A 16,920-nucleotide genomic window follows, 5' to 3' on the forward strand; every position below is an offset into this window, starting at 1 on the left:
TGAGGAGTCTTAACCCCCGGGCGATAGGCTTGGGGTTCAGCGTCCCTCATTTCGTCTGGCCCGATGATCATTACCTGTCCGCATTGCCAGACCAAGTATCAGGTCACCTATGAGGCCATAGGCTCGGCTGGCCGCAAGGTGCAATGCGCTCATTGCCAGCAGGCCTGGCAACAAAAGCCGCTCGATCCGGACGCAGGTGCAACGCCGGAACAGAAGCAGGCGTCGGTCGCGATGACCGAGGATGCAATGGATGACGCCATTGCTGCGGAAGCCGATTCTGTGATCGTCGAGAACGCACGCAAGTTGCGCCAGGAGAAAGCTGCCGAAGAGGCGCAGCAGCGCGCCGCGGCCGCTGCCGCGGCGGTAGCCAGCAAGGCCGAGGCGGCCATGCTCAAGAAGCGGCAGAAGGATTTCCTGAGGCGCCACAGCGCCATGGTGGCCGACCTGCCGCTGGCGCGCTTGCGCCGTACATTCCGTGTGATGGGCGTCCTGGCGCTGGCTGGGGTGCTGGCCCTGGGTTATTTCGGCCGTGTGCAGGTCGTGCAGCAGTATCCGGCGATGGCCGGCGTTTATGAATCCCTGGGTCTCGGCGTCAATGTCGTGGGGCTCGATTTTTCCGACGTGACGACGCAGCAGTCGTCGCGGGATGGTCGCGAAATGCTGGCTGTCTCGGCGCAGATCGTTGGCCTCGAAACCGAGCCCGTGCCGGTTCCTGCGGTGGTGGTTACGCTGCTCGACACCCATGGTCAGGGCATCTACGAGTGGAGCGTGACGCCTTCCGTACGCGACCTGATGGCGGGCGAAAGAGCCACATTCGACACTCAGCTCACCTTGCCGCCCGGCGATGCCGCCAGTGTTCGGTTGAGCTTTGCGGGCGGCCAGAGCGCGCCGCTGCAGGCGTCGACACCGGCCGACACACACACGTCAGAAACAGCGCCTGCGACGGAGGACACGGGTCATACCGCGCCCGGCGCGACCCAAGATCATGCAGCCCCGGCTGCTTCCCAAGAGCATTCTACCCCGGAGCATCATTGATGGCCCGAATCCTTGTCGCCGAAGACGATCCCTCCGTTCGCGCCTTTGTGGTCAGCGCCTTGACCATGAAGGGTCATGAGGTGGTGGCCGAAGAAGACGGTGGCCTTGCCGCCGAAACCGCGGACGCTGAAAACGGCCGGTTCGACCTGCTGCTCAGCGATATCAAGATGCCGATCATGGACGGGATTGCGCTGGCGCTGCATGTTGCCGCCAAATTTCCTGAGATCACCATCGTACTGATGACCGGCTTTGCTGACCAGCGCGAGCGTGCGCATGGGTTGGACGCGCTGATCTATGACGTCATCACCAAGCCCTTCACGCTGGCCGACCTGTTGCAGAAGGTCGAGGATGCGCTCGAGGGCAAGCCAGTGGAAGTGCTGTCGCTGGCCCGGCGGGCGCAGCAACAGCCCTAGAGGGTCTGGATTTCTGGTCGCGCTTTCGGACCGGAAAACCGGTTCCCACTTTTCCTGGAAGCGCTCCTAGAGCCAGTCAGGAACCGAATCCAGCGCGATCAGCTCGTCGAGGCTCTTGCGCGGGCGAATGACGTGGAAGCGGTCGCCATCGACCAGAACTTCCGGGATCAGGGCGCGGGAGTTATAGGTCGAGGCCATGACGGCGCCATAGGCCCCCGCGCTCATGATGGCCAGGAGATCGCCTTCCTTGACACCGGGCATAGTACGTCCCTTGGCTAGGTAATCGCCCGTCTCGCAGACCGGGCCGACGATGTCAGCCGTGATCGGCGCGAGGTTGGAGTGATTGACCGGCACGACGTCGTGGTGCGCTTCGTAGAGCGTGGGGCGGATCAGGTCGTTCATGGCCGCGTCGACGATGACGAAGTTTGACGCGCCTTCCTTCACATATTCGACCTTGGTGACCATGATGCCGGCATTGCCGACCAGCAGGCGCCCCGGTTCGATCACCAGCGAACAGCCGAGCTGGCCGATCTTGTCGCGGACGACCGCGGCATAGGCCTCGGGGGCGGGCGGGGCTTCCTGGTCATGATGGTAGGGAATGCCGAGACCGCCGCCGACATCGACGTGATGGATGGTATGGCCGTCGGCGCGCAGGGCCGTCACCAGTTCGGCGAGCAGGCCGAAGGCGGCACCAAAGGGTTCGAGATCGGTCAGCTGGCTGCCGATATGCATGTCGACGCCAACGGCCTCAACATTGGGCAGGGCGGCAATGCGGCGATAGACCTCGCGGGCGCGCTGATAGGGAATGCCGAACTTGTTCTCGGCCTTGCCGGTGGAAATCTTGGCATGAGTGCGGGCATCGACGTCGGGATTGATGCGGACGGAGACCTTCGCGGTCAGGCCCATGTCGGCAGCGATCATGGACAGGCGTTCGAGCTCAGGCTCGCTCTCGACGTTGAAGCACTTGATGCCGGCTTCAAGGCCGCGGCGCATTTCGGCGACGGTCTTGGCCACGCCGGAGAAGACGATCATCTCCGGCTTGATGCCCGCGGCCAGCGCCCGCTCCAGTTCGCCTAGCGAGACGACGTCGGCACCAGCGCCTTCAGACGCCATTAGCTTGAGCACGGCCTGGTTGGAATTGGCCTTCATGGCATAAGCGAGCAGCGTCGGAATGCCCTCGAAGGCGGCCTTCACCACGCGCACATGCCGGCGCAGGGTGGCGCTGGAATAGACATAGAAAGGCGTGCCGACCTTTGCCGCGAGGTCATTGAGATTGACGTCCTCGGCATAAAGGGTTTCGTCGCGGTGGTGGAAATGGTGGACCAAGGCCGGTGCTCCGTCGGGATTGTTTCAGGCTCTAAGCCAAAGCCCTGAAAAACGAAAGCAAGACTTACCGATCAGCCTCATAAGCGGCTTCGATCCGTTCTGCGACCAGGGACTGCAATTGCCAGAGATGGGGATCGTGAATGCCCATGCATTCGAGATGGGCCACGGTGGCAAAGAGATATTCTGCCATCGAGCCACGCGAGCCGACGGCACGCGAAAGGACATCGGCGATTTCGTCCATCGAGAGGCCTGAGACATAACGGCCCGAGTTGCGGTCGATGCAGAAGGTGATGGCGCGGATGACGTGCTCGCCGGATTTGACATTGACCCAGCGGGGCGGGAAGGCCGAGGGCAGCCAGCCCATTTCGCGTTCCAGAAGCTTGACCAGGTTTTCGTCGACCTGCCCGGGCGGCAGGCGGTAGAGCACGCCATTGCAGGCGCCGCCGCGATCGAGCGCCAGCATCAGGCCGGGGTTTTCGTCCGAGCCGCGCCAGCGATTGTTCCAGCCAAGGCAGAAGGCCCGGTGCCAGCCGCGCACAAGGCCCGTGCGCATTTCGACGAAGTCGCAGGCCGGCTTCCAGATCAGCGAGCCATAGGCAAAGATCCAGACCTCGTCATGATCGCGGTCGGGACCGAGCAAGGTTTCGATGGTGTTGGCATGATCGTCCGCGGTTGCTGCCCGCATCCCTTCGGGCGGCGGCGGCATGTCTTCGGATGCATCCTCGGGAACCAGATAGCCAACATGACGCTCGGTGAGACGCATCTGTCGTTGTCGGCCAGCCATCAGCAAGGGTCCAAATCAGTGAGCTCTTCTCACAACCTATGCTTCAGGCAAGCTTATTCAACCCCGCGATCGCCGTGCATGGCTTCAATGCGATCGGCAACCAGGCTTTGGAGTGTCCAGAGATAGGTGTCGTGGATACCCAGCGCTTCGAGCTGTTCGACCGTGGCGCGCAGATATTCCGCCATCGATCCGCGAAAGCCGCAGGCAGTGGCAAGGATGTCTGCCGTTTCCTCGGGCCCGAGGGCACCGATGTAGCGACTGCTCCTGCGGTTCATCGGAAAGGCCAGGGCCGAAACGGGACCTTGTTCGGTGCGCACCTTGATCCATCGCGGTGGGAAGGCGGTGGGGACCATGCTCATCTCGCGGCGAATGAGAATATCGAGCTCGGCGCGCAGTGTTTCATCGGGCAAGCGATGCACCACACCCCTGCAATGGCCGCCCCGGTCCATCGCCATCATCAGGCCTGGTGTCTCCCGGCTGCCGCGAAAGCGATAGTCCCAGCCCAGCGTGAAGGAACGGTGCCAGCCGGCAGCGGTGCCGGTGCGCTGTTCGACAACCTGATAAGGCGGATTCCAGATCAACGAACCCGAAGCAAAGACCCAGAACTGCTCCGACGTCGGGGCCGTATCGAGAATGCGATCGACCTCGGCGGCATAGTCGGCATCATCGGCCGGGCGATAGCCCTCGATCAGCACCGGGCCGGGGTCAGCTATGTCGCGGTGGACGCGCGCGACATGGTCATGTGTCAGGCGGGCAATTCGCGGCGTGGTCATCCTGCCACCTCGGCTGCTTGCGGCCAGCTCCTATCAAGTGGACCGACCGCCTCAGCTCTATTCTACGCCACCATCGCTATGGCCGCCCGACTTTTTCTTGCCCAGTGGCTTGGGCTCGTGTGGCTGGCCGGTCAATTCGGTCTTCCAGCGCGCCGCCTGAATGAGAACATTGGCCGGGGCCGTGCCGCCATAGCTCTTGCGGGCCGCGACCGAGGCCTCGACCGTGAGCACCTTATGGATGCGGCTGTCGATGCGCTGGTCGACAAATTTGAAGTCTTCGATGGTCAGCCCTTCGAGGCCGCAGTTTTTCTGCTCGGCCAGGGCCACAATCTGCCCGGTGATGTGATGGGCATCGCGGAAGGGGATGTTGAGCTCGCGCACCAGCCAGTCGGCGATGTCGGTGGCGGTGGAGAAGCCGGCGGCAGCTGAAACGCGCATACGCTCGTGATTGGCCTTCATGTCGCCGACCATGCCGGTCATGGCAGCCAGCGAGAGCGACAGCGAATCCAGCGCGTCGAAGGCGACTTCCTTGTCTTCCTGCATGTCCTTGGAATAGGCGAGAGGCAGGCCCTTCATGACGACCAGCAGACTGGTCAGCGCGCCGAGAATGCGGCCGATCTTGGCGCGGACCAGTTCGGCGGCATCGGGATTGCGCTTCTGCGGCATGATGGAACTGCCGGTAGTAAACTTGTCGGAGAGACGCACGAAGGCGAACTGGGCCGAGGACCAGATCACCATTTCCTCGGCGAAGCGGGAAAGATGCATGGCGCAGATCGAGGCGGCGGCGAGGGTTTCGAGGATGAAGTCGCGGTCGGAGACGGCGTCGAGCGAATTGGCGGTCGGGCGGTCGAAGCCGAGCTTTCCGGCCGTCATGTGACGGTCGATCGGATAGGGCGTGCCAGCCAGGGCGGCCGAGCCGAGCGGGCTTTCGTTGAGGCGCTTGCGCGCATCGAGCAGGCGGCCGCCGTCGCGACCGAGCATTTCGACATAGGCCAGCAGATGGTGGCCAAAGGTCACCGGTTGAGCGCTCTGCAGGTGGGTGAAGCCGGGCATGATGGTCTCGGCCTCTTCCTCGGCTTTGGTCACCAGGGCGAGCTGCAGGGTCTGCACCTGGATGACTAGGGTGTCGATGGTGTCTCGCACATAAAGCTTGAAGTCGGTGGCGATCTGGTCGTTGCGCGAGCGCGCCGTGTGCAGGCGCCCGGCGGCATCGCCGATCTTTTCGCGCAGGCGCGACTCGACATTCATATGGATGTCTTCAAGGGCCCGCGAGAACGTGAAACTGCCGCCCTCGATTTCGGCGAGAACCTCGTTTAGACCGGCAATGATGCTGTCGCGGTCGTCCTTCGTCAGAATGCCCGTTTCGGCGAGCATTGTGGCATGGGCGATCGAGCCGGCAATATCCTGGCGGAACAGGCGCTGATCAAAACCGATCGAGGCGTTGATTTCTTCCATGATGGCGTCGGGGCCGGTGGCAAACCGTCCACCCCACATCTTGTTGCTCATTTCCGGAGACCTCTATGACCGATATGCAAGCGCCCCGCCCCGGAGCAACGAGCCGGGTCCGGCTGTGGATCATCCTGGGCTTAGTGGGATTGGCGGTAGCTATAGCGGCGTGGGTCTATGTCGGCAATGGTGCCCAGGCGAAGGAATGCCCGGTGCAGGCCGATGATGCGGCAGCGATCGACGCGGCGGCGGTGGGCGAACTTGCAGCCCTCAATGGGACGGGCGAGGGACGCGGCTATGCGACGATGGCGTTCAAGGATGCCAGCGGTACGGAGATGACGATCGGCGACTTCAAAGGGAAGGCGCTGCTAGTCAACTTCTGGGCCAGCTGGTGCGTGCCGTGCCGCGAGGAGATGCCGGCACTCGATGCGCTGGCGACCAAATACAATTCCGATGCCTTCATGGTGTTGCCCATCAATCTTGATATCGGCGCCAATGGGCTGGAAAAGGCAGAGGGTTTTCTCGAAGAAAACCAGTTCGCCAACCTGCCGCTCTATGCTGACAATACATTCTCGGCTTTCGAACGGCTGAAGCAGGAAGCCGTTGCTATTGGCTTGCCGGCAACGCTAGTGCTGGATGAGAATGGCTGCGAGCTGGGCGTGCTGCAGGGACCGGCCGAGTGGAACACTCCGGACGGAGAAAAGGTGATCGAGACGCTGATCGGTCTGGGGGCCTAGATCAGCCGGTCGACCTGATAACCATTTTCGACGACGGGGGGCGGCGCTTCGCCGCTCGGACTGGCGTCTTCGGCTGCCGCCTGTTCCTTGTCCATCGCAAGCTTGAGTTCCGCGCGCAGGGCGGCGACCTTGCCCAGCGAAGCCTCCATTGGCGCTTCGCGGTCGGCGATACGGTTGATCATCACTGAGGGCATCGTACCAATCGCGTTGCTCATGGCCCTATGCCTGCTTGTTGACCTGCAGACCCTGGCCTGCCGGCGCCGGCGGCATGGCCGACTGCAGCATATCGACAAGGAGCTGGCTCTGTAGCTCGTGGTTTTTCTTGAAGACGGCAATCTGGGTGCTGTTCTGCACCTGGGCCGAGTTCATCGCCATGACCTGCATGGAGAGATCGGTATTCATCACGGACCTCCTTCTGATAGTCCGCCTGAAACACTAGGTGCGGGATATAAACAAAGTCTTCGATGACAGCGTTAATTTGATGAGAACTGCGCGCTTAACACGGTGTTAATCGCGCTTTCAGCCTTTCGCGGGAGACCGATCCCGGTTCATCGCCTGCTTACGTTTCTGCCTGCACATGGGGTGCAACTCGTGGCCCCGAAGGTAGACGCTCCAAGACATGCTGGTTCAAGACACGATTATTGCCCTCATCCACGGTGTTGGCCTGCTCGCCCTCATGGCGATTGCCTTCGGCCAAGTCGAGCGACAACAGCATTGGGCGCGCGGCTTCCGCTCCTTCATCCATGGCCTGATCTTCGGATCAGGCGCGATTGTCGCCATGCTGGCACCGGCGCGGATCGGCGACGGCATCATCGTCGATTCCCGGGCCCTGATCGTCGCCTTTGCGGCGGCCTTCGGCGGTTGGCCGGCTGCGCTGGTCGCCGTGGCGATCAGTGCCAGCTTCCGGCTCTGGCTTGGCGGCATTGGCGCCACGCCGGGCGCAGTTGGAATCGCGGCTGCAGCTGCGTTGGGCCTAGGCTGGCGCCACTACCTGCGCCCCAAGACCCGCATCAAGCCGCGTCATCTGGTCGTTCTCGGGCTCGTCGTGTCCTGTTACCTGCTGCCAAGCATGGCCATGGGCTATTCGACGATCAGCACGGTGATCGGCATTATCGGGCCCTATATGGTTGCGGCATCAGTTTTCGCTTCGGTGCTGCTGGGCCTGTTTGTCGACCGCGAACTCAACCAGATCGAGCGCGAGCAGCAGTGGAAGATGCGCGCTTTGACCGATCCGCTGACAGCCCTGCCCAATCGCCGCGCCTTCGAACGCGGCATTGACAATCTGCGCCTGGACAAGGATCAGGCGGCGCTGCTGATCATCGATCTCGATCATTTCAAGCTGGTCAACGACACGCATGGCCATGCGGCGGGCGACTATGTGCTCCAGCAGGTGTCGTTGATCCTGCGCGCCAATATGCGCAATGGCGACCTGCTGTCGCGCCTGGGCGGCGAGGAACTGGCGGTTCTGTTGCCCGATACGGGCACAGTCGATGCCAAACTGATTGCCGAACGCCTGCGCCAGGCCATTGAAGCGCTCAATATTCACTGGGAAAACCAGACCATTTCAATCACCGCGAGCTTCGGCGTCGTGGTTGGTCTGGGCACATTGGCCAGCGCCGAGATGTTCGCCCGGGCGGATGCGGCGCTTTATGCAGCCAAGAATACCGGACGAAATCGCGTGGTGTTTTCCGGCGAGATGCTGGCGCCCGGCGATGGCACGGCTGTCATGCCCTTGGCGCCTGGCCGCGCCGCCTAGTCGCCCTTGGCCACGTCGCCGTAATTGCCCGGCACCCAAAGCACATCCTTGGCACCATTGGCATTGGCTATGCGGGCCAGGACGAAAAGCAAGTCCGACAGGCGGTTGAGATAGCGGATGGCTTCCGGGTTGGTGTCGGGTTCGACCGATGCCAGTTCTACAGTGATACGCTCGGCGCGTCTTGTCACCGTGCGGGCGATATGGAGCGCGCTCGACAATGGTGTTCCCGCGGGAAGGACAAAGCTGGTCAGTGGTTCGACATCGCTGTTGAAATGGTCGATCTGCTTTTCGATGAATCCGGTCTGGACCGGGCGAAGGCGGAGGCTCGGATAGGATTGGCCCGGATCGTCGGCGCCAGGCGTCGCCAGGTCGGAACCAACATCGAAGAGATCGTTTTGCACGCGGCTCAAAATCTTGTCGATCTTGGGCATGAAAGTGGTGTGGAGGCGCGCTTGGCCGATAAAGGCATTGGCCTCGTCCACCGTACCATAGGCATCCACCCGCAGATCGAATTTGGGACGGCGCGGCCCGCGAACCAGGCCCGTCGTGCCGTCGTCGCCCGTACGGGTATAAATCTTGTTGATCTTGACCATGTTTGGCTATCCGCGTCCGCCGCCGAAGAAGAACAGCGCACCCATCAGCAGGAAAAGCGCAATGGCCTGGCCGATGACCCGCAGGCGCATCAGGCGCTGGCTGGTATTGCCCGGTCCGGCCTTGAGCATGTTCCAAAGCCCCATTCCCAGGATGACCACAACGAAAAGCAGCGTGAGGGCGATGGCGATGTTGAGAAGCGTCTGCATGAAGTCCTACCGGGGAGTGTGCTTGCCATTGATATAGGTGATGAGACCCTCGGCCAGCGCGTCATAAATGGCACGAATCCGGTGCGACGTGAACAATTCCCTGTGCGTTGTCAGCCAGAGAGGCAGTGGCGGAATCTTGAGCTCGATGGGGATGAGCACCATTCCAGGTGTCTGGAGCACGAGGTTGGCCTGGGCGAAGCCGATGCCGAGCCCCGCCTTGGTCAGCTCCCAGAGATGGGGCTGGTCGTCGGAGCGCAGTACGAAATTGTCGCGGGTCAGCTCGACGCCCAGCGTGCGGGCATGCAGTTGGATGGCGTCGGAGCGGTCGAAGCCGATCAAGTCGTGCCGCCAGAGCTCGTCCATGGTGTGCGGGCGTCCGCGCCGCGCCAGGTAGCTCTCGTGAGCGGCTGGATAGAGCGGAATGTCGCCCAAGTGCCGGGTGACCAGTTCGAGCTGGGTCGGGCGGAACATGCGCAGGGCAATATCTGCTTCGCGCATCAGAAGATTTTCCGCCGAATCGGAGGGGATGATTTCGAGCGCAATTCGCGGATGCAGCTGGCGGATGCCCAGCAGGATACTTGGAAGCACATAGTTTGAGATCATGGCGCTGGCCGTAATGCGAACCGTGCCGCCGCTATCGTCCTGAGCGCCATCGGCGAGGATCGCTGCTTCAGCAAGTGCGGCCTGGGCTTGTCCGACTGGCTCATAGAGGCGGATGGCAATGGCCGTGGGCCGCAGTCCGGTCATGGTGCGTTCAAACAGCGAGAGGCCAAGGTCGGCTTCCAGCGTTTCGACATGGCGGCCGACTGTCGGTTGGCTGATGCCGAGGCTGCGCGCGGCGGCCGAAAGCGAGCCATGCTTGACCACGGCAGCGAAGCTGCGCCACAGCGCCCAATCTGGCTCCCTATTCATGATTGAATGTCACACCATCGAAATCTGCCAATTCAGATACGGTAGTGCATTGGGCATGATGCTGTCACCAACAGATGAGGAGCCATCATGTCCAAGGGAAATGTCACTATTCTGGGAAGCAACGGCCATATCGGCAATGCCGCGATGCAGGCCTTTGCCGACGCCGGCTGGAGTGTCACTGGCCTGGCGCGCGCCAATCGCAAGCCGGTCGCCGGTACACGGGTAATCATTGGCGATGCCAATGATCTGGAGACGGTTAGGGCGGCGACGGAGCAGGCCGATGTGGTCGTCCATGCCCTGCACCTGCCTTATGACAAGTGGGGCAATGGCGCGTCGGAGGCGCAGTTGCAGGTGGTGCTGGATGCCATCAAGGGTCAGGGTAAGACGCTGTTGTTTCCCGGGACGATCTACAACTATCGCGCTACAGACCGTACGGTCGCGCCGGGGCTGCGCCAGTCCGGCGAACAGCCACGCGGCGAAATCCGCATCCGGCTCGAACAGATGCTGCGCAAGGGTGCCGAGGCTGGCGATTTCCAGGCAATCATCCTGCGGGCCGGCGATTTCTACGGTCCTGGCAATCGAGGCGAATGGTTCGAATCGGCCATGCTGATGGATCACGCAAAGGGCAAGCTCCATCATCTGGGAGCGCTCGAAACCCGCCATAGCTGGGCGTATCTACCTGATCTCGGTCGCGGCTTCGTCAGGCTGGCCGAGGCGCGCGCCACGCTGGACAATTTCGAGAATTTCCACTTTGCCGGCCATTGGGTGTCGCATGGCCAGATGATGCAGGCGATCCAGGCTGCAGCCGGCAAGCCGCTCAAGGTCTCGTCGCAGGCCTGGTGGGCAATCAAGGCGATCGGCCATTTCAACCCGATGATGCGTGACATCTATCGCATGCGCTATCTGTGGCAGAACGAGATGGAACTGGTCGATCCGCGCTTCGATGTGCTGGTCGGCCCCGGGTTCATTACACCTTTCGACGAGGCGGTAGCCGCCACCGTCGAAGAACTGCTCGAAAGCCGCAAGGCTGCCTAGAGACCGACGGCGCGCCGGACATCCTCCGGCGTCCAGCCCCTGTTGCGCAGGTCGGCAAGGCTTTTCGAGTTGCGTGACTTGGCGAGCTTCTTGCCGGAATCGTCGAGGATTAGACGGTGGAAATTGTAGATGGGCGAGGGCAGACCGAGCAGCATCTGCAGCAGGACATGGATATCGGTCGCGGCCTCCATGTCGCGGCCGCGGGTCACATGGGTGATGCCTTGGGCGGCATCATCCGCCACGACGCTGAGGTGGTAACTGGTCGGCATGCCCTTGCGCTGCAGCACGACATCTCCCCAGCGCTCCGGCTTTGCGTGCCGGATCTGCGGACGGTCGGTCACCAGCGGCCCGACTACGGAATAGGTCAGCATGCCGACCTTGCCCATGGCCTTGTCGACATCGAGCCGGAACTGCACGGGGTCGCCGCGTTCGAGCCGTTCGATTTGCTCTCCCCGATCCATATGCCGGCAGGTGCCGGGATAGAGCGGCGCGCCGTCGGGGTCGGTGCCCGTGGCATGGACCGCCAGCTCGCTGCGCGAACAAAAGCACGGGTAGAGCAGGCCGAGGTCGCGCAGGTGATTGCCGGCCGCGGCATAGACGTCCATTCGCTCGGATTGAACCATGACCGGTTCCGGACAGTCGAGGCCCAGCCAGTGCAGATCGCTAGAGATTGCCGCGACAAATTCGGGTTTACTGCGCTCGGTGTCGATGTCTTCGATGCGCAGCAGCGCCGTGCCGCTGAGCAAGTGCGCGGCATTCCAGGTATAGAGTGCCGACCAGGCATGGCCGAGATGCAGCAGCCCGTTGGGGCTGGGCGCAAAGCGTAGGAGCGGTTTTGACGTTTTCTCTGACACGCGGTTCTTCTACATGAGCCCGATCCTGCCGTCACCGCGTCTCGATACGGCAGCGCTGGTTGCCGAGCATATCGAGATCCTTGCGACCATCGACCCGCGTATCGCCGCAGTGCGCAATTTTGCCGGGCCCGTTCAGCCGCGCATCAATCCGCCCGGTTTTGTCGGCATCGCCAAGGTCATCACCGGCCAGCAATTGTCGGTGGCGAGCGCCGCGGCCATCTGGGGCCGGTTCGAGCAATTGCCCGGTGCCCTCGACCCCATTGCCTATCTGTCGCTGAGCGAAGAGGCCGTTCGTGCGACGGGTTTTTCCCGCGGCAAGTTCGAGACGGTCCGCGTCATTGCCGAGGCCATGGTCGCCGGCCAACTCGACTTCAGCCATCTCGAAACCCTGCCAGCCGACGAGGCCGTGCACTATCTCGTCGCCCATAAGGGCATCGGTCCCTGGACGGCCGAGGTTTATCTGATGTTCTGCGCCCAGCACCCGGACGTGTTTCCTTCGGGCGATCTGGCCCTGCTCAAGGCGGTACAGCATGGCCTCGGACTTGACGCGCGACCAACCATCAAGGAGATGATCCACATTGCCAAAGGCTGGGCGCCGCATCGTTCGGCCGCGGCCCTGTTGTTCTGGCGCTATTTCGCCGTGATGCGCGACCGAGAAGGAATATTGCTGTGACCAAGCTTTCCGGCCCCATGCTGCCACCCGCCTCCGGAAAGGCGCCCAAACAGGCCGTGGTGCTGCTGCATGGCTATGGCAGCGATGGCAATGATCTGATTGGTCTGGCGCCAAACTGGCAGAGCGTGTTGCCCGATGCGGTTTTCGTGTCGCCCAATGGACCCGATATCTGTCGGCAGTTTTCGGGTGGCTATCAGTGGTTCGACATCAGTTTTGACGGCGACCGTCTTGCCCAGCGACAAGAAGGCGTCATTGGCGCCCGCCCGGTACTTGCGGAATTTCTCGAAGACCTGTGGGCGCAGAGCGCCGTCACGCCGGAAAACACCATCCTCGTCGGGTTCAGCCAGGGCGCGATGATGGCGTTGCACACCGGCCTTTCGCTTAACCGCCAGCTGATGGGCATTATCGCCTTTTCCGGTGCCTTCGTGCCGCCCGACAGTTTCGGCTCTGCCGCCTTCGCCAAGCCTGCTGTCTGCCTGGTCCATGGCGATATGGATGAGGTGGTCGATCCCGAGCACAGCGCCGATGCCGATACGGCCCTGCGGCTTGCCGGCTATGATGTCAGCTATCACGTCAGCGCCGGCGTTGGCCACGGTATCGCGCCGGATGGGCTCGAATATGCGACGCAATTCATCACGCGCGTCTCGCAAAAATAACAGCTTAACGCCCGCTTCACAGGCCTGACATATTGGGCCTAGTATAAGAGGGCTATGGACTTACTCGATTCCCGTTCCGGGAGACTCAAGTGACGATCCACGTGTCGCCTGAGGCCTGTCCCGCACTGGTACTGAACGCCGACTTCCGGCCGCTCAGCTACTATCCCTTGTCGCTTTGGTCCTGGCAGGACGCCATCAAGGCCGTGTGCCTGGATCGCGTCAATATCGTCAGCCATTACGATACCGTCATCCATTCGCCGAGCTTTGAAATGCGGCTGCCCAGCGTGGTTTCGCTGCGCGACTACGTCAAGCCGGCGCGCCATCCTGCCTTCACGCGGTTCAATGTCTTCCTGCGTGATCGCTTCCAGTGCCAGTATTGCGGCAGCAAGGACGACCTGACCTTCGACCATGTCATTCCCCGCTCCAAGGGCGGGCTGACGACCTGGGAAAATGTCGTCGCCGCCTGCGCGCCCTGCAACTTGCGCAAGGCCGATCGCCTGCCAAGCGAAATCCGCATGTTTCCGCATCAGGCGCCCTATCCGCCGACGGTGCATGACCTGCACAATAATGGCCGAGCCTTCCCGCCCAATCACTTGCACCAGAGCTGGCTGGACTATCTCTATTGGGACATCGAACTCGAGCCGTGAACCTTGTCCTTGCTCAGTCCAATAACTATTATTGGCCAATCAGGACAGGAGCATGAGCCATGCCGATCAGTGCCGATCTGGGTGAAAACCTCGAAAAGGTCGTCAACGACCTCGTCGAAAACGGCCGCTACAACTCCAAGAGCGAAGTATTGCGCGAAGGCGTGCGCCTGGTGCAGGAGCGCGAGGCTGCATTTCAGCGATTGGCGGCCAAGCTGCAGGCCGGGCAGGACGACATTGATGCGGGGCGAGTTCAGCCAGCCGAAGAAGTGTTCGCTGAATTGAGAGAGCTTATCGATCAAATCTCCAAGAAAGCATCGTGATGCGCGTCACGTTCTCGATAGAATCGAAACGTGGCCTGCGCTACATAACCAGCTTTATCGCTGAAGACAGCCCGCACCGGGCCGGGCAATTTCTCAGAGATATTGAGGCGGCCTGTCTTGGTTTGGCCGATCATCCCCAGCAGTATGCTTTGCTTCCTGGGTTCGAGCGGCAGGCCTATCGCCGCCGGCCCTTCGGCCACTATGCGATTATTCTGTCGGCAGCAGCATGGTCACGATCGTCCGTGTCCTACACTCGGCAATGGATTTGGCAGCTGCGCTCGGGGACTAGCCTCGTTTGCTGCGAGTTGCCTGAGCCCAGATCGAAAAGACCAGGAGAGCGACAACGACGAGGGAGACCAGCGCATTATAGCCTGCCAACGAAATGCCCAGGAGGCGGAACTGGACGACGTCGCAGCCGACAACCGGGGTCAAGTTGTTGAGGGCGCTGAAATCCATGGTTTCGCCGACGCCGGTACAGGCGGTTGGGCCGGGCCAGAAACCCCATTCGACGCCAGCGTGATAGGCGCCCATATAGGTGCCCCAGAGGAAAATGCCGGTGGCGGCGGCCATGCCGACATACCAGGCGGGCAGGGGCAGACGGTTCCATGTCACCAGCACGAGGAAAAGCACAGGCAGGCCAATATAATAGGCCAGGCGCTGTTCGAGGCAGAGCTCGCAGGGCACGAGGCCGCCGAAGACCTGGCTGGCCAGGGCGAGCAGGATGGCAGCGAGGCCGAGGAGGAAGGCAAGTCCGGCAGAAATTTTGTCGAGTGCTGGACGACTTCTTGTAGGCATGCTGGAGACTTTCGAGATGACGCTGTGATGGTGGCTGGATAGAGCGCCATTGCGGCACTTTCCAGCAGGGAACGGGCTTGTGATCAATCGCCCGCTATCGTGATGCCGGCGGCTTGACGCAGCGCGATGGCATTGGCCGGGGCGTGCAGTTTGTCCTCGTGAACGAAATAGGCGAAGACGTCCTTGCCTTGCGCCGCCCAGGTCTTTGCCGTCTCGGCCCAGTTCGTGATCTCGGATGGACCATAGCCGGTGCCGGCAGGTGGGCCCTGCAGGCGGCAATAGGCGAAATCGGCGGTCAGGGTTCGGGCCGGGTTTTCCGACGTGTCCGCGATGACGCGGGCGACATTGTGTTCAGCTAGCAGGGCGTCGACTTCGGGATTGTCGAAACTGGCGTTGCGCATTTCGACCGCGTGGCGGATCGGACCGACGCCGTCGGCACCGAGATAGGGTTCAGATTTCAGCCGATCATCCGCCTTGCCAGCCAAGTCGACATAGTCGGCAGTGGTCTGTGGCAGGAGCTTCAGGAAATCGCCCAGCACGTTCCGGTCATAACTGACATTAGGCGGTAGCTGCCAGATGAAGGGGCCAAGCCTCTCGCCTAAGGCCAGCGGGCCGGAGGCGAAGAAATTGGCCAGCTCGGTCTCGCAATTTTTCAGTCGCTTGATGTGGGTGACCAGTTGCGGGCCCTTGATGGAGAAAACGAAGCCAGGCTGGCTGACCTCGCCGGCCCATTTGGCAAAGCTTGCCGGTTTCTGGTTGGCGCGGAAGGTGGCGTTGATCTCTATCGTGGTCAGGCGAGAACTGGCATGGGCCAGTTCCTTTTTCTGCACGAGGCCCTCGGGAAAGAAGCTACCGCGCCAGGGTTCGAAGACCCAGCCTGCTGTTCCTGTGCGTATCGTGCCCTGCGCCATGCTGCGTCCTCCGTTGCATCAGCTTTGCCCCGGTCCCACGAAAACCGCAACATCGCAGAGAACGCCATCGTGCGCCCGGGACTTGCCGAGGCGGTGCGAAGTCGGCAAGAAGCCGGCAGTTCCCCACGGCAGTTTTCCGATGACAGTGACATCTCCCAATGAGTGCTCGGCATTTGGCACGGCGGGCGGCTTTGCCTCCGTGCTGATCTGGTCGCTCACGGCGCCGGTGATGGCCACCGCGGTGGGGGTCGATCCCTTTCTTTATGTCGCCTTGGGCGATGGCGTGGGCGCACTCGCCTTTGTCGCGATGTGGATCATTAGACGGCATAATCCCTTACCCGAACTGCGGCGCGTACCCGTGTGGTTTTACCTGCTTGGCTTTGTCGGCATCGGGTTGCACAACCTGACCTGGGTCGCGGCCCTGCAGCAGGCGCCGCCGCTCGAGGCGACGCTGATCATCTATACCTGGCCGCTGCTGGTGGTGGTGTTCACCACCATCTCGCTGCAGCGAAAGCTTAGATGGTATCACATGGTTGCCGGCTCGCTGGGACTGGCCGGCGTCGCAGCGCTGATGATGGGGCGCGGGCTGGAGTTGGGATCGCCAAGCTTCACCTCGGGCCATCTGTGGGCTGTGTTGTCGTCGCTGACCTGGAGCATCTTCTCGGCGGTCGCGGCGCGGCATTCCTATCTCAGCAATAATTTCCTCGGGGGCGTGTTTGCGCTGAGTGCGCTGTTCAACGGGGTGATCTGGCTGGTCGTGCTGGGGGCACCGCCGGCGCCGGCGAGCAGTCTCTGGATTGTGGGGATTTCGTCCATCTTCTTTGCGCTCAGCTATGCCATGTGGGATTTTGGCATGAAGCACGGCAATGCGCAGTTGATCGGCGTGCTGAGCTTCCTCACGCCGGTGCTGTCGGCGGTCTATCTGGTCCTGCTCGGCAAGGCTGAGATGACCGTCTATTTGCTGGCGGCCCTGGTCCTGGTGGTGACGGGAATCGGTATTGCCAAATTCGGCGAGCAGATCACCAGTCGATAGGGTGCGAAAAAATT

At 61.8% G+C, this 16,920-nt stretch carries 22 protein-coding genes; 10 read left to right on the forward strand and 12 right to left on the reverse strand.

Annotation, left to right across the window (positions count from 1 at the left end; all coding sequences use genetic code 11):
* Positions 1-63: 63 nt before the first annotated feature.
* Both P0Y65_20255 and P0Y65_20260 read left to right on the forward strand, forming a co-directional pair.
* Entirely contained in the window at positions 64-1,035 is a 972-nt protein-coding gene (locus P0Y65_20255) for a zinc-ribbon domain-containing protein (GenBank protein WEK04477.1), read from the forward strand.
* Positions 1,035-1,448: a response regulator gene (locus tag P0Y65_20260; GenBank protein ID WEK04478.1), complete on the forward strand. Its 414-nt coding sequence runs from the start codon at positions 1,035-1,037 to the stop codon at positions 1,446-1,448. The genes P0Y65_20255 and P0Y65_20260 overlap by 1 nt, the downstream gene beginning before the upstream one ends.
* A gap of 66 nt (positions 1,449-1,514) precedes the next feature.
* Here the strand turns inward: P0Y65_20260 and lysA are convergent, their stop codons facing one another.
* The 4 genes from lysA to argH all read right to left on the reverse strand — a co-directional run bounded on the left by lysA (position 1,515) and on the right by argH (position 5,837).
* Positions 1,515-2,774: a diaminopimelate decarboxylase gene (gene lysA, locus P0Y65_20265; GenBank protein ID WEK04479.1), complete on the reverse strand. Its 1,260-nt coding sequence runs from the start codon at positions 2,772-2,774 to the stop codon at positions 1,515-1,517.
* Between the two features lie 64 nt (positions 2,775-2,838).
* Positions 2,839-3,558, reverse strand: coding sequence for a gamma-glutamylcyclotransferase (locus tag P0Y65_20270; protein WEK04480.1), 720 nt, complete (start codon positions 3,556-3,558; stop codon positions 2,839-2,841).
* Between the two features lie 53 nt (positions 3,559-3,611).
* Positions 3,612-4,331, reverse strand: coding sequence for a gamma-glutamylcyclotransferase (locus tag P0Y65_20275; protein WEK04481.1), 720 nt, complete (start codon positions 4,329-4,331; stop codon positions 3,612-3,614).
* A gap of 57 nt (positions 4,332-4,388) precedes the next feature.
* The gene (gene argH, locus P0Y65_20280) at positions 4,389-5,837 is read right to left on the reverse strand and encodes an argininosuccinate lyase (GenBank protein ID WEK04482.1); all 1,449 of its coding nucleotides are present in this window, start codon (positions 5,835-5,837) and stop codon (positions 4,389-4,391) included.
* Positions 5,838-5,851: 14 nt separating this feature from the next.
* Here argH and P0Y65_20285 point away from each other — a divergent pair, with 14 nt between their 5' ends.
* Positions 5,852-6,514, forward strand: coding sequence for a TlpA disulfide reductase family protein (locus P0Y65_20285; GenBank protein ID WEK04483.1), 663 nt, complete (start codon positions 5,852-5,854; stop codon positions 6,512-6,514).
* Here P0Y65_20285 and P0Y65_20290 read toward each other — a convergent pair.
* Both P0Y65_20290 and P0Y65_20295 read right to left on the reverse strand, forming a co-directional pair.
* A complete protein-coding gene (locus P0Y65_20290) occupies positions 6,511-6,729 on the reverse strand; it encodes a hypothetical protein (protein WEK04484.1) in 219 nt (72 codons plus the stop codon). The two genes, P0Y65_20285 and P0Y65_20290, sit on opposite strands and share 4 nt — an antisense overlap.
* 4 nt (positions 6,730-6,733) lie before the next feature.
* Complete coding sequence (locus P0Y65_20295) at positions 6,734-6,916, reverse strand: hypothetical protein (protein ID WEK04485.1); 183 nt, start codon at positions 6,914-6,916, stop codon at positions 6,734-6,736.
* A gap of 217 nt (positions 6,917-7,133) precedes the next feature.
* Between P0Y65_20295 and P0Y65_20300 the strand changes: the two genes are divergently transcribed.
* Positions 7,134-8,270 carry a diguanylate cyclase gene (locus P0Y65_20300; protein ID WEK04486.1) on the forward strand — a complete coding sequence of 379 codons (1,137 nt, stop codon included), beginning with the start codon at positions 7,134-7,136 and terminating at the stop codon, positions 8,268-8,270.
* Here P0Y65_20300 and P0Y65_20305 read toward each other — a convergent pair.
* Genes P0Y65_20305 through P0Y65_20315 form a run of 3 tightly spaced genes read right to left on the reverse strand, consistent with a single transcriptional unit; the run spans position 8,267 to position 9,982 of the window.
* The gene (locus P0Y65_20305) at positions 8,267-8,863 is read right to left on the reverse strand and encodes a cob(I)yrinic acid a,c-diamide adenosyltransferase (protein WEK04487.1); all 597 of its coding nucleotides are present in this window, start codon (positions 8,861-8,863) and stop codon (positions 8,267-8,269) included. The two genes, P0Y65_20300 and P0Y65_20305, sit on opposite strands and share 4 nt — an antisense overlap.
* A 6-nt stretch (positions 8,864-8,869) precedes the next feature.
* Positions 8,870-9,070, reverse strand: coding sequence for a twin transmembrane helix small protein (locus tag P0Y65_20310; protein ID WEK04488.1), 201 nt, complete (start codon positions 9,068-9,070; stop codon positions 8,870-8,872).
* 6 nt (positions 9,071-9,076) lie between these two features.
* A complete protein-coding gene (locus P0Y65_20315; GenBank protein WEK04489.1) occupies positions 9,077-9,982 on the reverse strand; it encodes a LysR family transcriptional regulator in 906 nt (301 codons plus the stop codon).
* 87 nt (positions 9,983-10,069) lie between these two features.
* Between P0Y65_20315 and P0Y65_20320 the strand changes: the two genes are divergently transcribed.
* A complete protein-coding gene (locus P0Y65_20320; GenBank protein ID WEK04490.1) occupies positions 10,070-11,017 on the forward strand; it encodes an NAD-dependent epimerase/dehydratase family protein in 948 nt (315 codons plus the stop codon).
* On the opposite strand, the gene gluQRS is transcribed toward P0Y65_20320, so the two are convergent.
* Positions 11,014-11,871: a tRNA glutamyl-Q(34) synthetase GluQRS gene (gluQRS, locus tag P0Y65_20325; protein WEK04491.1), complete on the reverse strand. Its 858-nt coding sequence runs from the start codon at positions 11,869-11,871 to the stop codon at positions 11,014-11,016. The genes P0Y65_20320 and gluQRS overlap by 4 nt on opposite strands.
* 13 nt (positions 11,872-11,884) lie before the next feature.
* Between gluQRS and P0Y65_20330 the strand changes: the two genes are divergently transcribed.
* The 4 genes from P0Y65_20330 (at position 11,885) to P0Y65_20345 (ending at position 14,167) form a co-directional block, all read left to right on the forward strand.
* Complete coding sequence (locus tag P0Y65_20330; GenBank protein ID WEK04492.1) at positions 11,885-12,544, forward strand: DNA-3-methyladenine glycosylase 2 family protein; 660 nt, start codon at positions 11,885-11,887, stop codon at positions 12,542-12,544.
* Positions 12,541-13,200, forward strand: coding sequence for an alpha/beta hydrolase (locus P0Y65_20335; GenBank protein WEK04493.1), 660 nt, complete (start codon positions 12,541-12,543; stop codon positions 13,198-13,200). Before P0Y65_20330 ends, P0Y65_20335 begins: the two co-directional genes overlap by 4 nt.
* Positions 13,201-13,289: 89 nt before the next feature.
* On the forward strand, positions 13,290-13,847 hold the full coding sequence (locus P0Y65_20340; GenBank protein WEK04494.1) for an HNH endonuclease: 558 nt from the start codon (positions 13,290-13,292) through the stop codon (positions 13,845-13,847).
* Positions 13,848-13,906: 59 nt separating this feature from the next.
* On the forward strand, positions 13,907-14,167 hold the full coding sequence (locus P0Y65_20345) for a type II toxin-antitoxin system ParD family antitoxin (protein ID WEK04495.1): 261 nt from the start codon (positions 13,907-13,909) through the stop codon (positions 14,165-14,167).
* A 285-nt stretch (positions 14,168-14,452) separates the two neighbouring features.
* Here P0Y65_20345 and P0Y65_20350 read toward each other — a convergent pair whose 3' ends face one another.
* Both P0Y65_20350 and P0Y65_20355 read right to left on the reverse strand, forming a co-directional pair.
* A complete protein-coding gene (locus tag P0Y65_20350) occupies positions 14,453-14,962 on the reverse strand; it encodes a disulfide bond formation protein B (protein ID WEK04496.1) in 510 nt (169 codons plus the stop codon).
* An 83-nt stretch (positions 14,963-15,045) separates the two neighbouring features.
* Positions 15,046-15,873 (reverse strand): DUF72 domain-containing protein, encoded by an 828-nt coding sequence (locus P0Y65_20355; GenBank protein WEK04497.1) that lies wholly within the window; start codon positions 15,871-15,873, stop codon positions 15,046-15,048.
* A 139-nt stretch (positions 15,874-16,012) separates the two neighbouring features.
* Between P0Y65_20355 and P0Y65_20360 the strand changes: the two genes are divergently transcribed.
* On the forward strand, positions 16,013-16,906 hold the full coding sequence (locus tag P0Y65_20360) for a DMT family transporter (protein ID WEK04498.1): 894 nt from the start codon (positions 16,013-16,015) through the stop codon (positions 16,904-16,906).
* The last annotated feature ends 14 nt before the right edge of the window (positions 16,907-16,920 follow it).

The organism is Candidatus Devosia phytovorans (assembly GCA_029202405.1).
Classification (GTDB): domain Bacteria; phylum Pseudomonadota; class Alphaproteobacteria; order Rhizobiales; family Devosiaceae; genus Devosia; species Devosia phytovorans.

What these genes read in the sequence shown, in the direction of transcription:
- P0Y65_20255 (WEK04477.1), top strand. Translation starts at nt 64, where the DNA reads ATGATCATTACCTGTCCGCATTGCCAGACCAAGTATCAGGTCACCTAT.
- P0Y65_20260 (WEK04478.1), top strand. Translation starts at nt 1,035, where the DNA reads ATGGCCCGAATCCTTGTCGCCGAAGACGATCCCTCCGTTCGCGCCTTT.
- P0Y65_20270 (WEK04480.1), bottom strand. Translation starts at nt 3,558, where the DNA reads ATGGCTGGCCGACAACGACAGATGCGTCTCACCGAGCGTCATGTTGGC.
- P0Y65_20275 (WEK04481.1), bottom strand. Translation starts at nt 4,331, where the DNA reads ATGACCACGCCGCGAATTGCCCGCCTGACACATGACCATGTCGCGCGC.
- argH (WEK04482.1), bottom strand. Translation starts at nt 5,837, where the DNA reads ATGAGCAACAAGATGTGGGGTGGACGGTTTGCCACCGGCCCCGACGCC.
- P0Y65_20285 (WEK04483.1), top strand. Translation starts at nt 5,852, where the DNA reads ATGACCGATATGCAAGCGCCCCGCCCCGGAGCAACGAGCCGGGTCCGG.
- P0Y65_20290 (WEK04484.1), bottom strand. Translation starts at nt 6,729, where the DNA reads ATGAGCAACGCGATTGGTACGATGCCCTCAGTGATGATCAACCGTATC.
- P0Y65_20295 (WEK04485.1), bottom strand. Translation starts at nt 6,916, where the DNA reads ATGAATACCGATCTCTCCATGCAGGTCATGGCGATGAACTCGGCCCAG.
- P0Y65_20300 (WEK04486.1), top strand. Translation starts at nt 7,134, where the DNA reads ATGCTGGTTCAAGACACGATTATTGCCCTCATCCACGGTGTTGGCCTG.
- P0Y65_20305 (WEK04487.1), bottom strand. Translation starts at nt 8,863, where the DNA reads ATGGTCAAGATCAACAAGATTTATACCCGTACGGGCGACGACGGCACG.
- P0Y65_20310 (WEK04488.1), bottom strand. Translation starts at nt 9,070, where the DNA reads ATGCAGACGCTTCTCAACATCGCCATCGCCCTCACGCTGCTTTTCGTT.
- P0Y65_20315 (WEK04489.1), bottom strand. Translation starts at nt 9,982, where the DNA reads ATGAATAGGGAGCCAGATTGGGCGCTGTGGCGCAGCTTCGCTGCCGTG.
- P0Y65_20320 (WEK04490.1), top strand. Translation starts at nt 10,070, where the DNA reads ATGTCCAAGGGAAATGTCACTATTCTGGGAAGCAACGGCCATATCGGC.
- P0Y65_20330 (WEK04492.1), top strand. Translation starts at nt 11,885, where the DNA reads ATGAGCCCGATCCTGCCGTCACCGCGTCTCGATACGGCAGCGCTGGTT.
- P0Y65_20345 (WEK04495.1), top strand. Translation starts at nt 13,907, where the DNA reads ATGCCGATCAGTGCCGATCTGGGTGAAAACCTCGAAAAGGTCGTCAAC.
- P0Y65_20350 (WEK04496.1), bottom strand. Translation starts at nt 14,962, where the DNA reads ATGCCTACAAGAAGTCGTCCAGCACTCGACAAAATTTCTGCCGGACTT.
- P0Y65_20355 (WEK04497.1), bottom strand. Translation starts at nt 15,873, where the DNA reads ATGGCGCAGGGCACGATACGCACAGGAACAGCAGGCTGGGTCTTCGAA.
- P0Y65_20360 (WEK04498.1), top strand. Translation starts at nt 16,013, where the DNA reads ATGACAGTGACATCTCCCAATGAGTGCTCGGCATTTGGCACGGCGGGC.